Raw genomic sequence first — 17,587 nt, forward strand, 5'->3', positions numbered from 1 at the left:
CGTGGGCGGGTTCGAGGAGTGGGCGGCAGCGGCCGTCGAGGTCTTCGGCGAGATCAAGCCGCTGGCCGACCGGCTGCCGCAGGACCGCTTCGAGGTGGTCGTGGAAGAACGCGAGCACCACGGCGGGGCGGCCCAACGCCTGCTCGACGGCGTGGCCCGCGAGGTCGGCCTGCGGCAGGCCGTCGACGTCCGCTCCGCGCCCGAACAGACCTCCAGTTCGTTCGGGCTGGCGGTGGAGCGCCGGATCCGCGGCCTGCTGCGGGACGCGAGCCCTCTCGAGGACTGGGTCCGGGATGCCGGGGACGCGCCGGTCGGGCGCGCCGCGGCCAGGGCGCGCGACCTGGCGCCCCGGGCGGTGCCGGTCGGCACCCGCGACGGCCAGGTGCTCGACGCCTTCACCATGGGCGACCGGGCACGGCCCGCGCTGCTGCTGGTCCCCCCGTGCGGCATGCCCGTCGAACTGTCCCGGCGGTGGCTGCGGGCGCTCGGCGAGGACCACTTCGTCGTGACCTGGCAGTCCCGCGGCCTGTTCGCCCCGGGCGGCCCCGAGGAGGGCATGGCGAGCGGCGTGGCCGACCAGGCCGACGACCTGCTGGCCGTCATGGACGCGCTCGACCTGCCGACCTGCCACGTGATGGGCCTGTGTGGTGGGGCGGTGATCGCGCTCGACGCGATCCACCGGCACCCGGAGCGGTTCGAGTCGGTGAGCCTGTGGCACGGGGACTACGACTTCGGCGCCGACTCGACCAAGACCGACCACCAGCAGGACGTCCAGGCGCTGATGGAGCTGGGCGCCGACAGCCTCGACAAGGCCACCGCCTACCAGAAGCTCATGCACCGCCCGGCGGCCCTGGCGAAGATCCCCGAGCGCGTCGCGCCGCTGGTGCTCTACCCCTACGCGACACCCGCCCTGTTCCACCACTACTGCCGGCTCAACTTCGCGATCATGACGTTCGACGTCACGGACCTGCTCGGCGACATCGCGCACCCCGCGCTGGTGGTGACCAGCCGGACCGACACGACCGCGCACCCGGCAGGCTCGCACCGCGTGGCGCGCGAGCTGGCCCGTGCCCAGCTGGTCGAGGAGCCCACCGGCGACCACCTCTCCGTCTTCGACACCTCGATCCGACTGACCCAGCTGGCCGTCGACTTCGTGGCGGCGCAGCACTCGACCACACCGGGACATCGATGACTGACACAGCTGCCCTCGAAGCCGAGTTCCTTGATCGTGGCCTCGGCGAGCTCGTCGAGGAGTGCGTCGTCGTGCGGCAGCGGGCGGGGGACCGGCGGGTCGTCGCGGTCTTCGCCGTGCCCGGCGCGGCCGCACCCGTCGTCCGGCGGGCGGCCGCCCTCTGTGAGGAGGCGGACGGCGAGCTCTCCCTGTTCGAGCCCGACGACGACCTGATGCTCTTCCACCGCAACCGGCGCGAGGCCGACTTCATCTTCCGCGAGGTGTTCCGGGACAACGAGTACCTGCGCAACGGGGTGGGGCTTCCCGAGCACCCGACCGTGGTCGACGTGGGCGCGAACATCGGCGGGGCCTCGGTGCTGTTCGGGCTGGTACGCCCGGGCGCCCGGATCCTCGCGCTGGAACCCGTCCCGCAGCTGTGCCGGGCCGTCGAGCTGAACGCCCGGCTGCACGGCATCGACGTGGTGGTCATCCCCGGCGCGGTGGGCGAAGCGCGGCGCAGGACGCAGATCACGTACTACCCGAAGAACACCGCGATGTCCGGCCTCCTCGCCGACCGGGCGGACCGGGAGGTCCTCAAGACCTACCTCGCGGGGGAGGAGGACGCCGCCGACTCCGCCGGGCTCGACACCGTGGTCGCCGAACTGCTGGTCGGCGAGTCCGTCCAGTGTGAAGTGCGGACGCTGGGCCAGGCACTGGAGGGCCACTCCGTCGACCACATCGACCTGCTGAAGATCGACGTCGAGAAGGCGGAGTGGGAGGTCCTGCTCGGCATCGACGACGACCTGTGGCAGCGCGTCGACCAGGTGGTCATGGAGGTCCATGACATCGACGGCCGGGTCGCCGCCTGCGTCTCCCTGTTGGAGGACAAGGGTTTCAGCGTGCTGGTCGACCGCAACCAGGACCTGCTCAACACCGACATGTACGGCGTCTACGCCCGCCGGGGACCGGTGGCGCCGGACGTCACGGCCCCGTCCTGGCGCAGGCCGCTCTCGACCCGCCGGACGCTGGCCGCGGCCGTCCGTGCGGAGCTGGGGGGCGAGTTCGCCGAACTGCCCGTGGAGCGCATTCAGTTCGTGGCGGTCCTGCCGCGGGACGACCGCGGCCAGGTGGACGCGGCCGCACTGCTGGCCCGGGTCCCGGCCGACGGCGCCGCCGAGGCCGGCCCACTGCCCGAGATCGAGGAGAAGCTGGCCGCCATCTGGCGCCAGGTGCTGAAGGTGGAGGACATCGCCACCTCCGACGACTTCTTCGACCTGGGAGCACCTCGCTGAAGTCGGTGCGGATGGTGCTGGAGGTGGACGAGGTCTTCGGCGAGAACGTGCTGCCGCCGGACCAGCTGTTCGTGGGCAGCCGCTTCGGCGAGGTCGCGGCGATCATCCGCAGGAACCTGGGATGAAGCGGCAGCTCTTCGCGGCACTGGAGAAGCTGGCGGACAACGACGACAACGAGGTCGTCTACCGGGACGGCGGCCGGATCCGCAAGAGCTGGGCCGAACTGGCCCGCGACATCGACCAGGCCGTGGCCCGGCTGGCCTCGCTGCGGCCGCCGGGCCGCGAGTTCCACGTGGGACTGATCGGGCCGACGTCGTACGAGTGGATGGTGCTCGACCTGGCCTGCCTCAAGGGGGGCTTCCGGTCGATCGCGGCGCCCGAGTTCCTGACGGGCCACGAGATCGGCGACCTCTTCCGGGAGGCCGGGGCCGACGTCGTGATCGCCGACCGCTCGCTGGCCGACCGGCTCACCGAGGTCGACGCGCCGGTGTGGTTCTTCCGCTCCCGTGGGGCCACCCCGGCGAAGGACGACTTCGACGGCCTCGAAGGCGTGGAGTGGACCTGCACCGCCGACCAGGTGCTGGACCACTACTCGATCGGCTACTCGTCGGGGACCTCCGGCAAGGCCAAGCGGATCGACCTGACGTTCCCGGCCGAGCAGCCGCCGATGAACGGCAAGCGCGCCGTCGAACTGGCCGTTCAGTACTACCGGTACCGCACCAGCTTCTGGAGCCGCAAGGACAACAGGCTCTTCGTGTTCATGCCCTTCTCGCACCTGCAGCAGCGGGCCTTCGTGCGGCTGGCGCTGATGCGGCGGATCAACATCGTGCTCTCCGACCCCCTGCGCTGCGTGCAGGACATGGTCGTCGAGAAGCCCAACATCATGGTGAGCGTCCCCATGATCTACGAGGCGCTCGCGACGCGTATCGAGCAGAAGCTCCAGCGGCTCAGCGACCGCCAGAAGACCGTCTTCCGCCTCTATCTCCGGCTGGGGGTCAACCGGCTGGGCAACCGCAACCCGGTCAAGCGCCTCTTCGGCCGCTATCTGTTCGACAAGGTGCGCAAGGTCTACGGCGGCCGGGCGGACTACTTCGTCACCGGCAGCGCCCCGATCGACCGGCGGACCCTCACGACGTTCCACCGCGTGGGCGTGAAGATCTACGAGGGCTACGGGCAGAGCGAACTGCCGCGCATCATCTCCCTCAGCTCCGAGAAGGACTTCCGCATCGGCAGCGTCGGCAGGCCACGCGTGCCCGTGCGGATCGGCGAGGACGGCGAGATCCTCGTCAAGATCGACCGGGGCGAGCTGGCGGACCCCTCGGTCGTCACCTACGACCGGGACGGGTACATCCACACCGGCGACCTCGGCCACCTGGACGCGGACGGCTTCCTGTTCCTCCACGGCCGCAAGGACGACGTCATCGTCCTCGACAACGGCAAGAAGGTCTTCCCCGCGAGCGTGGAGACCGTGTTCCACGAGCTGAAGGCCGAGGAGTCGATCTGCGTCACCTCCTTCGACGGGAAGCGGATCGCCGCCATCGCGTACTGGCCCGCCGAGCGCGGAGGCCGCGACGCGCTGCGCGGCTACCTCGCCGAGGGCAATCCGAAGCTGGCCGACCACGAGAAGGTGACGCACTTCGTGCGGGCCGAGGAGCCGTTCACCGTGGAGAACGGCCTGCTGACCGGTACCAGGAAGCTGCGGCGCCAGCGGATCAAGACGGCATTCGGCGAGGCGAAGTTGGAGCGAATCGATGGCTGAGGGCACGAGCCCGGCGGAGGGCGCACACAACTTCGGCGCCGTCCTGCGACGCCGCGCGGCCGAGTCGCCGGCGGAACCGGCGTACACGTTCCTGCGCAACGGCCTGGAGGACGCGCACACCGTCAGCTACGGGGAACTGCACGACTCCGTATGCGCCTTGGCGGTTCGCCTGGCCGAGTTCCCCCAGCCCGCCCGGGCTCTGCTGCTCTACCCCCACGGGCTGGAGTTCATCCGCGCGTTCTGGGCCTGCCTGCTCGCCGGGATCGTGCCCGTGCCCTGCTACCCACCGCGCAACGCCCGCTCGGTCGACCGCCTCCTCGCCATCATCCAGGACGCGCAGGCCTCCGTCGTCCTGACCGACCGAGCGGTTCTGGGCCGCGTGGGCGACCGACTCGCCGAGGCCGCGCCCTGCCTCGTGACCGAAGACGTCGAGGGCGGCGACGCGGGTACCTTCACGCCCGCGGCCGTGCACCCGGCCGACCCGGCGTTCCTGCAGTACACGTCCGGCTCCACCGGCGCGCCCAAGGGGGTCGTCGTCTCGCATGAGAACCTGCACCGCAACCAGGAACTGATCCAGGCGGCGTTCGGACAGGACAGCGGTTCGACGATCGTGTCCTGGCTGCCCTTCTACCACGACATGGGTCTCATCGGGAATGTCCTGCACGCTGTCCACGCCGGCGCGCACGCGGTGTTCCTCTCGCCGGTCGAACTGCTGCGCAGGCCCCTGTCCTGGCTGGAGGCGATCAGCCACTACCGGGCGACGGGCAGCGGCGGCCCCAACTTCGGCTACCAGCACTGCGTGGACCGGATCGACGACCGGGAGATCGCCCAGCTCGACCTGAGTCACTGGCGGGTCGCGTACTGCGGGGCCGAACTCGTCCGCGAGCCGACCCTGGTGTCCTTCGCCGAACGGTTCGCGGCGGCCGGATTCCGCGCGGACGCGTTCCGGCCCTGCTACGGCATGGCCGAGGCCACGCTGTTCGTGGCCGCCGCGGACGGGTGCGTCACGCGCGTGCCGGGCGGTGCGGAGGCCGACCGCGCGCCGGCCTCACCCGCGCCGTCCGCTGAACCGGTGGTGTCGTGCGGCGTCCCTAGCGGCTTCCGGTGCCTCATCGTCGACGGGGACGGCGCCGAGTGCCCCGAGGGCGGGGTGGGGGAGATATGGCTGAGCGGGGCGAGCATCGCGGGCGGCTACTGGAACAACCCCGAGGCGTCCAAGGCCTTCGACGCCTACACCAGTTCCGGCCAGGGCCCGTTCTACCGCACGGGTGACCTGGGCTTTGTGCGTGACGGTGAACTGCACGTGACGGGCCGGATCAAGGAACTGGTCATCATCCGGGGCCGCAACCACTACCCGTACGACCTCGAGTGGTCGATCGCCGAGGGCGCGCCCGGTGTGGTCCGGGACGGCTGCGTGGTGTTCTCCGTCGACCGGGAGCACGGCGAGGAGCTGATCGTGCAGTGCGAGTACCAGCGCACGTGCGGCCTGCCCCACGCCGAGGTGATCCAGTCGGTCCGCACCGTGCTGCTGGAAGAGTTCGGTATCGCGCCGGCGGAGGTGTTCCTCGTCGCGGACCGGCATCTGCCGCGCACCAGCAGCGGCAAGCTCCAGCGGGCGCTGTGCAAGTCGGTCTTCCTCGCGGGGCAGTCCACTGGCATCGCTCACTGGACGGCGGAGCACGGCGAGCCGACGAGCGTGGACCAGACGCCGTTCCCGGCGACCTCGGACGCCGAACGGCTGGTCGCGCGGGTGGTCGAACACCTCAAGGGCCCGATCCCGATCGGACGCGACGACACGTTCTTCGGCGTGGGCTTCGACTCCCTCGGCCTGGCCGAACTCGCCGCCGCGGTGTCGGCGGAGTCGGGCAGGGCGGTCGGCGTGGAGCTGCTGTTCGAACACCGGACGATCCCCGAACTCGCCGCCCGTCTGGACGCCCTGCCGCCGGTGCACGAGCCCGAGGAGCAGACGGACGAAGGCCTGCTGCCCCTGAGTTCGATCCAGGAGTCGATCTGGGTCGACCACCAGTCGCGGGTGCCGGACAGCCGCTACAACATCCCCATCCGCATCGGCTTCCCGCCCGAGGTCCCGCGCCGGCGCATCGAAGAGGCGGTCGCGGCCGAACTCAACCGCGCGGAACTGCTGCGTTGCCAGGTCGTCTGGCAGGACGGGCGCCTTGGCCTGCTCCCCTCGGACGGGGACGAGGACGAGCACCGCGTGGATGTGCTCGACCTGTCCGGCAGGGAAGCCGAGCAGGCGGCGGCGGAACTGGACGCGTGTGCCAAGGCGCTCGTGCGGGAGCCGTTCAACCTGGAGGAACGCCCGCTGTTCCGCACCGTGCTGGCGCGGCTGCCGGACGGCTCCCACACCCTGGTCCTCGTCGCCCACCACGTGGTCTGCGACGGGTTCTCACTCCACGCTTTCGCCGAGCGGCTGCTCGCCGCGGTGGACGGCGTCGAGCCCTCCGTCGCGAAGCCGGACACCTCCTACCGGGCGTACGTGCGGCGACAGCGTGAGGCGCTGGGCCGGGACGGCCGGGATGCCGGGGAACACTGGCGCAGGCAGCTGGCGGACGTCGTCCCGCTGCGGCTGCCGCGGGACCGCCGGACCGCCGACGGCGGCGCCCGGGGCCTGATCGCCAGCCAGTGGCTGCACCTGACCGACGAGCAGTCCCGCTCCCTCGCGCGGCTGGCCCGGCGGTTGGGCACGACGCCGTTCGGGGTGGCACTGACCGCGTTCGCGACCGTCGTCGGGAAGGCCACGCGGCGCTCGGACGTCGTCATCGGCGTTCCGCTCCTCGACCGTGACCTGCCCGCCATGAAGGACACGTTCGGACCCTGCATCAACCCGGTCACGCTGCGCTGCCGGCTCTCCGGCGACCAGTCCGGCGCGGACCGGATCACGGCGGTCGGCGGCGGGCTGTCCGACGCGCTCCGGCGCAGGGCGCTGCCGGTACGCGAGGTGGCGGGGGAGCTGGGCGCCGGTCGGCACGACGCGCGGGTTGCGCTCACCTCGGTGTACTTCAACGGACTCACCTTCGCCGCACGCGACCGGATCGCCGAGGGATTCCTCGGCGACCAGGGCCTGGTCGCCCGCCTCGACCTCGACGTCTACGCGATCCTCGACGGGGACGGGCGCGGCTCGCTGCGGTGGGACTACGACTCGTCGCTGTTCGAGCCGGACACGGTGCGCCTGTGGATGGCCGGGTTCGAAACCTGCCTCCGCCGGCTCGAACAGCGGCCGGGCGAGCCGCTGGATGCCGAACCCCTCCTCGTGCCGCCCCGACGCCGGCAGCCGCTCGCGGACGGACGTGCGGACATCCCGCGCCCCCTGGTCGACACGGTCAGGGAGACCATGGCGCGGTTCCCGGAGCGGGTGGCGGTGGTGACCCCGCAGGGCGGGACGACGTACGGGGAACTGCTCGCGTCGAGCCGCCGCGTCGGCGCTTACCTGCGGCAGAACCCTGCGGAAGGCCCCGTCGGCCTCCACTTCCACGCCCAGAACACCGCGTCCGCGATCTCCGCGATGGTCGGCGCGCTGGACGCCGGGCGCCGCTACGTGATGCTCGAGCCCCGGGACCCCGCGACGAGGCTCCAGCGGATCGTCTCGGACGCGGGCGTCCGCATGGTGCTGGCGGACGGCGACGTCCCCTGGACCGGAGGCGAGCGGCCGCAGGTCGTGCGCATCGACGAGATCGGTGCGGCGCAGCCCCACGACCACACCGCGGCCGCGGCCGGACCCCGGCCCGGGTACCTGCTCTACACCTCCGGCACCTCGGGGACGCCGAAGGGAGTGATCCAGGACGCGGACAACGTCCGGTACTTCGTCGAGCAGTACCGGCTGCGGCTGTCGATCTCCGAGCGGGACACGCTCAGCCTCGTGTCGTCGCTCGGCTTCGACGCCGCCGTGCTGGACGTCTACACGGCGCTCGTCACCGGCGCCCGGTTACGGGTCCTGGCCCTGCACGACAACTCCGCGCACCGCGACCTCTGGCAGTGGGTGGCCGACCAGTCGGTCACCGTCCTGCACGCGACGCCCTCGCTCTACCGCAAGATGATGTCCACGCGGAGCGGGTCGGACACCGGTCGCCTGCGCGCCGTGGTGCTGGGCGGCGAGCCCGTCCTGTCCGCCGACGTGGTCCGGCACTTCCGGCTGTTCCCCGGCGTCGACCTCTACAACCTGTACGGCCAGGCGGAAAGCACCCTCAACTCGCTGCTGCGGTTCGAGCCCGAGCACGCTGAGCGCGTGGTCACCCTGGGCGTCCCCTGCGACGGCACGACGCTGGCCGTGCGCGTCGAGCACGGGGGCAGGCCGGAGGTGTACGAGGTCGGCGAGATCGTGGTCGAATCCCCGCACGTCGCGAAGGGGTATCTCGGCCGGCCGGACCTCAGCGCGCAGAAGTTCCGACGCGGCGGCTACCGCACGGGGGACTCCGGCCGGTTCCTGCCCAGCGGGGAGATCGAACTGGTCGGCCGCGCGGACCGGCAGGTCAAGGTGAACGGCTACCGCGTGGAGCCCGCAGAGGTCGAGACGGTCCTGATGGGCCACCCCGCGGTCGCCCGGGCCCGGGTCCTCAAACACCGAGGCGGCGCCGGCGGGGAGTCCCTGACGGCGTACGTCGAGTCCCCGACGAGCGGCAGCGCGCCGCCCTGGACCCCGCCGACCTGCGTGACCTGCTGGTCCGAGCGCTGCCCGGATACATGGTCCCGGCCACCACCCGCGTGCTCGACGCCTTCCCGCTCACGCCCAACAACAAGCTCGACACGGCCAGGCTGCCTCCGCCCGGCGAGCCCGCCCCGCACGACCGCGCGCCCGCACGGTCGATGAACGACCGGGAGCGGGCCGTGGCCGATTGCGTGGCAGGTGTCCTGGGCGTCGCGCCCGCCGGCCCCGAGTCGTCGTTCTTCGAGCTGGGCGGCAACTCGATCAGCGTCATCGAGCTGCTGCACCAGTTGGAGAAGACCACCGGGCTCACGCTCTCCTTCAAGGACGTGTTCGAGGCGCCCACCGTCGCCGCCATCGCCGCGCGGCTGGTGTCGGCGCCCGCCTCGACGTGGCCGGCGCTGTCGCGGGGCCCGTCGCGCGACGAGTACCCCGCGACCTCCAGCCAGACCCGGATCTGGGTGCAGGACCAGCGCACCTCCTACAACGTGCTGGCGTCGACGCGGTGGTGGCCCGGCACGAGATCCTGCGCACCCGCTTCGCCCCGCGCGACGGCGAGCTGATGCAGCGCGTCGAGGGCACCCCCGCGGCCAGTGAGGTGCTGGTCGAGCGCCTGGACCCGGCCGACGACCCGGAACAGGCGCTGGCCGAGATCGAGCGGCGCGAGCTGCACCGGCGCTTCGACCTGGCCCGCGGCCCGCTGTTCCAGGTGACCCACGTGACCGGCGTCGGCCCGGACGACGTGCTGACGCTGTCCATGCACCACATCGTCTGCGACGCGGTCTCCGTCGCCATCTTCACCGAGGAGGTGCTCAAGGCGTACGCGCTGCGGCGGGAGTCACTGCCGAAACCGGCGATCCAGCACGGCGATTACGCCCTCTGGCTGCGCGACCTCGGCGACCGCGGTCTGCTGGACCCCAGCCGTGCCTACTGGCAGGAGAAGCTGAAGGACGGCGTCCCCACCCTCCGGCTCAGGACGGACCGGCCGCGCGGGCCCGTGAAGTCGTTCACCGGTGCGGTGTTCCACGGCGTCATCGACGAGGCACTTGCCGCCCGCGCGCGGGAGCTGTGCCTGGCCGAGGGCGTCACCCTGTTCACCCTCCTGCACTCCGCCATGGTGCTGACCCTGCACAACCGCACCGGGCAGACGGACCTCTGCCTCGGCACGCTGTCGACCGGCCGGGAGTTCTCGCGGCATCTGGAACCGCAGATCGGGTTCCTCGCCAACACCCTGGCCCTGCGGACGACGTTCTCGGCCGACACGACCTTCCGCGAGCTGCTGGCGACCGCCCGGGCGGAGTTCCTGGAGTCCCATGCGCACCAGTTGTACCCGCTGGAACTGCTGGCCGACGTGGTCCCGCGACCGGAGCCGGGGCACGGCTTCCTCTTCGACGTCCTCCTGGTGCTGCACGACAGGGGAGACCTGGAGGAACGGGTCCGCCGGGCGACCGGTGTCGACATCGCGCTCCGTGAACGGCGCGAGTGCGTCGCCAAATTCGACCTGACCTTCAACTTCGCCTCCCGCGCGGGACGCGTCGAGGCGATGGTCGAGTTCGATCCCGACCTGTACGACGAGGAGTCGGTCGTCCTGCTGTGGCGGCGGTTCGCGGCGCTGCTCGCGGAGGTGGTGGACGCGCCCGGGCGCCGGCTGTCCGAGTACAGCGGGAAGGTCGAGGAAGAACGGATCGCCGCCGCTCGCCACGAGATCGACTTCGACTTCTAGGACGAGACGATGACCGAGAAGACGCTGGACCCGCGCATCGCCCTCGATTTCTGGGTGAGGAAGCTGAGGGACCGCGAGCGGTCGGACCTGCCCATGGCGCTGACCCCGTCGGCCCCCGCCGACGGCCGCGGATACCGGTCGCTGACCGTGTCCGAGGAGGACCTGGGCTTCCTGAGGAGGGCCGGCCGGGGCGACGTGGAGGCCGAGGTCGTCCTGTACGCCACCCTGTACCGGTTCCTGCTCGCGTTCTCCTTCGGACCGGAAGCCGACGCCGTCGCGGTGGGCGGCCTCACCCAGGGCTCCGAGGCGCTTCTCTTCTCCACCACGCCGTTCGACGCGGACGGGACGTTACGGGACGCCATCGACACGACGCGGGCCGAGACGCTGGAGTGCGCGCCGTACCGCGACTACCCGTGGGACGGCCTGCGCGACTGGATGGAAAGCCACGGAGAGGCGTCCGACGCCGTCCGCTTCGGCCTGGTGTGCGGAGACGAGCCGGTCGCGAACCCGTGGCTGGCGACCCGGACGGCCTTCTGGCTGAAGGTGCCCGTCGCCGAGCACGACCGGGAGATCGGCCTGTCCTACGGCCCGGGGTGCGACGAGCGGCTGGCCGCCCAGTTCCTGCGCCACTACGTCGCACTCGTGCGGGGCCTTCGAGAGAACCTCGACCGGCCGCTGCGGCGGATCCCGGTCCTCACGCCCGCCGAGGCCGACCGGCTCACCGGCGCGCTGACCGGACCGGCGCCGGACGCGGACCTGCCGCCGAGCCTGCTCGTGGACTTCCACCGACAGGCCGCCGAGACCCCCGACGCCGTGGCGGTCGTGGACGGCAGCGGCGCGCTCACCTACCGCCAACTCGACGAGAACGCCAACCAGCTCGCGCACTTCCTCCGGGACGAACGCGGCATCGGACGCGGGGACTTCGTCGCGGTCGCGTTGCCCGACAGCCGGGACCTGGTCGTGGCGGTCCTCGCGGTACTCAAGGCGGGCGCGGCGTACGTGCCGATCGACCTGCGCTACCCCGCGGACCGCCAGACACTGCTGGTCGAGCAGAGCCGCGCCGCCGCCGTGGTCGTGCGCGAGCCCGGCGACCTCGCGGCGCCCGCGCCGAACGTCGTCGCGCTGGACCAGCTCGCGGAGCGGATCGCCGGGTGCCCCAAAACCGCCCCCGCGGTGGACGCCCGCGCGGACGACAGCGTCTACGTGATCTTCACGTCCGGGTCGACCGGGACGCCGAAGGGGGTCGCGGTCGAGCACGGCGCCTTCCGCAATCTCCTGGCCTGGTACACGCGGGAGGTGTGCGGGCAGGAGCGGCCCAACTTCCTCCTCATCGCCCCCGTCAGCTTCGACCTGGCACAGAAGAACCTGTTCGCACCGCTCCTGTGCGGGGGGCAGCTGCACCTGCTCGGGGCGGCACTGGACGACTACTCCGCCATGGCCCGCTACGTCGACGCGCACGCCATCGACGTCGTCAACTGCGCGCCGAGCGCCTTCTACCCGCTGCTGGAGTTCGGCGGTGACCACCAGTTCCACGCGCTGCGCTCGCTGCGCCACGTCGTGCTCGGCGGCGAACCCATCGACGCCGCGAAACTCAGTGCCTGGGCCGGGTCACCCAACTTCCGGGCCCAGATCATGAATTCCTACGGTCCCACCGAGTTCACCGACGTCGTCAGCCACCACCGGCTCGACGCCGCGGACCTGCGCCCGGACGGCGGACCGATTCCCATCGGCCGCCCGGTGGACGGAATCCACCTGTTCGTCCTCACCCCGCAGCAGCGGCTGTGCGCGCCCCACATGGTGGGCGAGCTGTACCTCGGCGGCGCAGGCCTCTCCAAGGGCTACATCAACGACCCGGAGGAGCACGCGCGCCGCTTCCTCCGACTCGACCTGGCCGAGACCGACTTCGACGGCGTCCTCTACCGGACCGGGGACCTCGTCCGCTGTGACGCCGACGACCGGCTGGAGTACCTGGGCCGTGCCGACGACCAGATGAAGGTCAACGGGTTCCGGATCGCGCCGGGCGAGGTCGAGCGGGCGATCCGCGCACTGGACGGCGTGGACGACGTGGTGGTCTGCCTCAAGGCGGTCCGGGGGGAGAACGTGCTGGTCGCCTACTACATCGCGGGCGCCCCGCTCGACCCGCGGACCCTGCGGGAGCAGGCCGCGCGGAGCCTGCCCCCCTTCGCCGTGCCGACGTACTTCAGCCGGCGGACGTCCTTCCCCCGCACCCCGAGCGGCAAGCTCGACAAGCGGGCGCTGCCCCTGCCCGGCGGCGACGACGCGACGGGCGGATACGAGCCGCCCACCACGCCGGCGGAGGAACGGCTCGCCCGGCTCTGGGCGGACCTGCTCGACCGCGAGCGGATAGGGCGCGACGACGACTTCTTCGCGCTGGGCGGACACAGCCTCACCGCCATCCGCCTGCTCTCGCACGTCTCGAAGGACTTCGGCGTCGAGCTGAGCCTCAACACCGTGTTCGAGCACTCCCGCCTCGACGACCTGGCCGAGGTCGTCAGCGCCGCCGGCCCCGGCCGGTTCACGGGCATCCCCCGGCTCGCGCCGGCCGACGACTACGAGCTGTCCAACGCACAGCGACGGCTCTGGCTCGCCTCCCAGTTCGAGTCCGCCTCCCAGGCCTACAACCTCCACTCGATCTACGAGATCCGCGGCGAGATCGTGCCCGAGCGGCTTGAAGGCGCGCTCCTGCGGCTGATCGGCAAGCACGAGAGCCTGCGCACGGTGTTCCGCGAAGGGGCGGACGGTGACGTGCGGCAGGTGGTCCGCCCCGCGACATCCGTGGACTTCCACCTCGAGCACGTCCCGTCGGCGGCGGAGGACTCCCTGGCGGAGTTCGTCGGGCGGCCCTTCGACCTGGCCCGGGGGCCGCTCCTGCGAGCCGCCCTCGCCGAGACCACGGACGGGGGCCACGTCTTCGCCTTCGCCATCCACCACAGCGTCTGCGACGCCTGGTCCCTGGGCGTGTTCGCGAGCGACCTGCTCAAGTTCTACGACCCCGCACCCGCGGGCCCGCCGGCCCCCGGGCTCGACGTCCAGTACAAGGACTACGCGGCCTGGCAGCGCGCCGGCCTGGCGTCCCAACACCACGACGTCCACCGCCGCTTCTGGCGAGACACCCTGGCGGGGATCGACACCCTCCCCCCCGGTCGGCCTCCCGGGCTGCCGACCCCGCCCCGCCGTCAAGACCCACAGCGGCGCGGTCGTCGAGCACACCTTCCCCGCACCCTTCGTCGCCCGGCTCGAGGACCTTGCCGCGCGGCAGGGGTGCACGCTGTTCATGGTGCTGGTGGCGGCCCTCAAGGCGACACTGTTCCGGCAGAGCGGCCAGCCGGACATCACCATCGGGACCCCGGTCGCGGGCCGGGACCACGTCGACCTGGAAGGCCAGATCGGCTTCTACGTCAACACGCTCCCGCTGCGCACCGAGCTGACGGCGGACGAGACGTTCGACGCGCTCCTGGCCAAGGTCAGGGCGGGCGTCACCGCGGCGCTGGAGCACCGGGCCCACCCGTTCGACGCCATCGTCGACGACCTCGGGCTGCGCCGCGACCCGAGCCGCAGCCCGGTGTTCGACCTGTTGGTCGTCCTGCAGAACGCGACCGAGAACCACGCCCTGAACCACATCGAGGGCCCGGACTTCCGGCTCCGGCGCAGGTCGACCCCGCGACGGTTCAGCAAGTTCGACGCGACCTTCGACTTCGCCGACCGGGGACCGGGGGCCGGTCTCGCGGTCGAGGTGGAGTACAACACCGACCTCTACGACGAGGGCGCCGTCCGCCGGTTCGTCGGCGCGCTGCAGACGCTGCTCGCCGAGGTGTGCGACGACCCGGCACGCCCGCTGGGGCAGTTGCGGTGCGTCGCGGCGGCCGAGCGGCAACTCGTGCTGGACGACTTCGGTCGTGGCCGGGTCGACCCGGACTGCACGGCGTTCCTGACCCGGCTGAACGACCGGTGCGCGGCCCCGGCGGAGGACCCGGCCCTCCTCTTCGGGGACGATGTGGTGTCCTACGCGGAGCTGGGTGCCCGCTCCGACCAGTTCGCCGGGTTCCTCGCCGGGGAGCTGGGCGTGCGTCCGGGGGACCGCGTCGGCATTCTCCTCGAACGCGACGACTGGCTCGTCGCGTGCCTGATCGGTGTCCTGAAGGCGGGCGCAGCCTTCGTGCCGCTCGACCCCGCCTACCCCGAGCGCCGGATCGAGTTCATCCTCGGCGACTGCGGTTGCGAGGTCGTCGTGGACGCACCGCTCGTACGCCGGTTCCGGGCGGGCCTCGGATCCTGGCCCGCCGTCCCGGCCGTGTCGCCGTCACCGGAGTCGGTCGCGTACGTCATCTACACCTCCGGGTCCACCGGCGACCCGAAGGGTGTGCAGATCACCCACGACAACCTCGCCGCCTTCCTCCAGTGGTGCCTGCACGAGTTCGCGGACACGGACATCGGCGTGGTCTTCGCCGCCACCTCCATCTGCTTCGACCTGTCGATCTTCGAGCTGTTCTTCTCCCTGACGGCGGGCAGGACCGTCCGGATCATCGAGTCCCCGGCGCACATCGGCGAGTGGCTGGGGGCGCACCGGCGCGTCCTCCTCAACACCGTGCCATCGGTGGTCATGGAGCTGGCCCGCTCGGGCCACGACCTCTCCAACGTCACGGCGGTCAACGTCGCGGGCGAGCCCGCACCGCCCGCGCTCCGTGAGGTGCTGGACCTCAGCCGCACCGAGGTCAGGAACCTGTACGGCCCCTCGGAGGACACGACGTACAGCACGGTCCACCGCCTCGACGACAGCGGCGCGGCCGTTCCCATCGGCAGGCCGGTCGACAACACCCGCGTCTACGTCCTCGACGCGGCCGGGCAGCCGGTCGGCATCGACGTGGCCGGGGAGATCCACCTGTCCGGCCGGGGCCTGTGCCGGGGCTACGTCAACCGCCCCCGGCTCAACGAGGCCATGTTCGCCGAACACCCCGAGTTCCCTGGCGAGCGGCTGTACCGGACCGGCGACCACGCCCGGTGGCGGCCGGACGGCAACCTGGTGTTCCTGGGCCGCCACGACGCGCAGGTGAAGGTCCGCGGTCGCCGCATCGAGCTGGGGGAGATCGAGGCCGCGGTGCAGCGGATCCCCGGGGTTCGGCAGGCCGCCGTCGTGATCAGGGGAGAGGGGAGCACGGCCGAGTTGGAGGCCTACTACGTCGCGGACGGGTCCGCGACCGAGCCGGCCGACGTCAGGCACGCGCTCACCGCCGTCCTGCCCGGCTACATGGTTCCGGCCGGGACGGTGCGCCTGGCGGATTTGCCGCTGACGCCGAACGGCAAGGTGGACCGGCGGGCACTTCTCGCGCGCCAGGCTCCCGAGCGGACCCGTACGAGCACCGTCGCGGCGGCGCCGGAGAGCGACCTCGAACGCCGGGTGCTGGCCATCTGGCAGTCCGTGGTGGACGCACCCGGTGCGGGCATCGACAACTCGTACTTCGACCTGGGCGGTGACAGCCTCCGCGCCATGACGATCATCGCCCGGCTGAACGAGGAACTGGGCGCCGAGCTGCGGATCAGCGACCTCTACCATCACCCGACCGTGCGCGGGCTGGCTGCGGAGATCGACAAGAGTGCCGCCGACCGCACACCGCGCGCGGCTACCCCCGACGCCGACGACCCGCAGGCCGCGACCGAGTACCCGATCACGACGTCCCAGTCCGGCATCTACTACCTGCAACGGCTCGACCCGCGCAGCACGGCCTACAACATCCCGCTGTCCTTCGCCGTCCGCGGCCCGCTCGACCACGCACGCTTCCGCAAGGCCGTCGACGAGCTGGTCCGGCGGCACGACGCCTTCCGCACGCGGTTCACCATCCGCGACCGCAGGGTGATCGGCCTGGTCGAACCCACCGCCGAGGTCCCGATCGTGCGGCAGGAGATCCAGCCGGGCGAAGAGACCGATGTGCTGCGCGGATTCGTGCAGCCGTTCGACCTCGCCAAGGCCCCGCTGATGCGCGTCAAGCTCGCGAGCCGTTCGGAGGTGGAGCACTACATCGCCATCGACGTCCACCACGTGGTCTTCGACGGCGCGTCGGTCGCACTGCTGCTCGACCAGCTGGTGCGGCTGTACGTCGGTGCCACCACCGCTGAGGTGCCAGGACTCCGCTACGCCGACCACGCACTGCTCACCGAGCGGGAGGGCGCGGACGAGCGGGCCTGGCAGCGGGCCTACTGGCTCGGGAAGCTCGGCGGCGAACGGACGCCCCTCGACCTGCCGTTCGACTTCCCGAGGGGCAAGGTCCAACGGTTCAGCGGCGACTACGTGGAGCTGTGGATCGGGGCGGAGCAGCGCCGGCACGTGGAGTCGCTGGCCAGGACGGCCGGGACGACGGTGTTCTCCGCACTGTTCTCGCTGTTCGCGGGCGTGCTGTCGCACATCAGCGGCCAGGACGACATCACCATGGGCATCCCGGTCGAGTGCAGGCGCGATCCGCGGATCCGGTCCACCATCGGCATGTTCGTGAACACCCTCGCCGTCCGGGTGGACGTCGATCGCACGCGGCCGGTGCGGGACCTGCTGACGGCACACGCAACGGAGCTGTTCGCGGCACTGGACCACCAGGAGTACCCGTTCGAGACGCTGGTCCGCGATCTCGGGATCCAGCAGGACGGCGATCACACCCCGCTGTTCGAGGTCATGTTCGCCTACTACCCGCGCCTGCCCGTCGAGGATCTGTTCCCCGGTGCCGACCTGGCCGTCGAGCACTACCACGTCGACCGCCCCCGGATCAGCAAGTTCCCGCTGACCTTCCTCGTCGACGAGACCGAGGACGGCCTGCGGGTGAGCCTCAACTACGACAGCTCCCTGTTCAAGCGGGAGACGGCGGAGGCGATGGCGGAGGTGGTCCGCGCCGCCTTCGACCTGGTGTCGACCCCGGCGGAACCTCTGTCGAAGCTCCCACCCCTGTGACCGCCACCCGAGGCACGACCGCGAAGGGCA

At 71.6% G+C, this 17,587-nt stretch carries 8 protein-coding genes and 2 pseudogenes; 9 read left to right on the forward strand and 1 reads right to left on the reverse strand.

From position 1 onward, the window contains the following. The first annotated feature begins 1 nt into the window (after position 1). The 6 genes from BM536_RS06215 to BM536_RS06240 all read left to right on the forward strand — a co-directional run bounded on the left by BM536_RS06215 (position 2) and on the right by BM536_RS06240 (position 10,605). Positions 2 to 1,192, forward strand: coding sequence for an alpha/beta fold hydrolase (locus BM536_RS06215; RefSeq protein WP_073491679.1), 1,191 nt, complete (start codon positions 2 to 4; stop codon positions 1,190 to 1,192). Continuing rightward, positions 1,189 to 2,463 (forward strand): FkbM family methyltransferase, encoded by a 1,275-nt coding sequence (locus BM536_RS06220; protein ID WP_073491678.1) that lies wholly within the window; start codon positions 1,189 to 1,191, stop codon positions 2,461 to 2,463. The genes BM536_RS06215 and BM536_RS06220 overlap by 4 nt, the downstream gene beginning before the upstream one ends. A 121-nt stretch (positions 2,464 to 2,584) precedes the next feature. Further along, a complete protein-coding gene (locus BM536_RS06225) occupies positions 2,585 to 4,222 on the forward strand; it encodes an AMP-binding protein (RefSeq protein ID WP_073491677.1) in 1,638 nt (545 codons plus the stop codon). After that, positions 4,215 to 9,047 carry an AMP-binding protein gene (locus BM536_RS06230; protein WP_094102639.1) on the forward strand — a complete coding sequence of 1,611 codons (4,833 nt, stop codon included), beginning with the start codon at positions 4,215 to 4,217 and terminating at the stop codon, positions 9,045 to 9,047. Before BM536_RS06225 ends, BM536_RS06230 begins: the two co-directional genes overlap by 8 nt. Positions 9,048 to 9,064: 17 nt before the next feature. Next, positions 9,065 to 9,445, forward strand: coding sequence for an acyl carrier protein (locus BM536_RS06235; protein WP_158086501.1), 381 nt, complete (start codon positions 9,065 to 9,067; stop codon positions 9,443 to 9,445). After that, the gene (locus BM536_RS06240) at positions 9,388 to 10,605 is read left to right on the forward strand and encodes a condensation domain-containing protein (protein ID WP_158086502.1); all 1,218 of its coding nucleotides are present in this window, start codon (positions 9,388 to 9,390) and stop codon (positions 10,603 to 10,605) included. The genes BM536_RS06235 and BM536_RS06240 overlap by 58 nt, the downstream gene beginning before the upstream one ends. On the opposite strand, the gene BM536_RS06245 is transcribed toward BM536_RS06240, so the two are convergent. Further along, entirely contained in the window at positions 10,602 to 10,829 is a 228-nt protein-coding gene (locus tag BM536_RS06245; RefSeq protein ID WP_094102642.1) for a hypothetical protein, read from the reverse strand. The two genes, BM536_RS06240 and BM536_RS06245, sit on opposite strands and share 4 nt — an antisense overlap. Positions 10,830 to 11,040: 211 nt before the next feature. On the opposite strand from BM536_RS06245, the pseudogene BM536_RS44755 reads away from it, so the two are divergent. The 3 genes and pseudogenes from BM536_RS44755 to BM536_RS44270 form a co-directional block, all read left to right on the forward strand. Beyond that, positions 11,041 to 13,686 (forward strand): annotated as a pseudogene (locus BM536_RS44755) (non-ribosomal peptide synthetase); the annotation flags it as partial. A gap of 88 nt (positions 13,687 to 13,774) precedes the next feature. Then, positions 13,775 to 14,491, forward strand: a pseudogene (locus BM536_RS44265) (condensation domain-containing protein); the annotation flags it as partial. 12 nt (positions 14,492 to 14,503) lie between these two features. Then, the gene (locus BM536_RS44270; RefSeq protein WP_342748784.1) at positions 14,504 to 17,557 is read left to right on the forward strand and encodes an amino acid adenylation domain-containing protein; all 3,054 of its coding nucleotides are present in this window, start codon (positions 14,504 to 14,506) and stop codon (positions 17,555 to 17,557) included. Positions 17,558 to 17,587: the final 30 nt, after the last annotated feature.

Source organism: Streptomyces phaeoluteigriseus, from assembly GCF_001896135.2.
Classification (GTDB): domain Bacteria; phylum Actinomycetota; class Actinomycetes; order Streptomycetales; family Streptomycetaceae; genus Streptomyces; species Streptomyces phaeoluteigriseus.

Coding starts and splice junctions, on each gene's coding strand:
- BM536_RS06220 (WP_073491678.1), top strand. CDS start 1,189: ATGACTGACACAGCTGCCCTCGAAGCCGAGTTCCTTGATCGTGGCCTC.
- BM536_RS06230 (WP_094102639.1), top strand. CDS start 4,215: ATGGCTGAGGGCACGAGCCCGGCGGAGGGCGCACACAACTTCGGCGCC.
- BM536_RS06225 (WP_073491677.1), top strand. CDS start 2,585: ATGAAGCGGCAGCTCTTCGCGGCACTGGAGAAGCTGGCGGACAACGAC.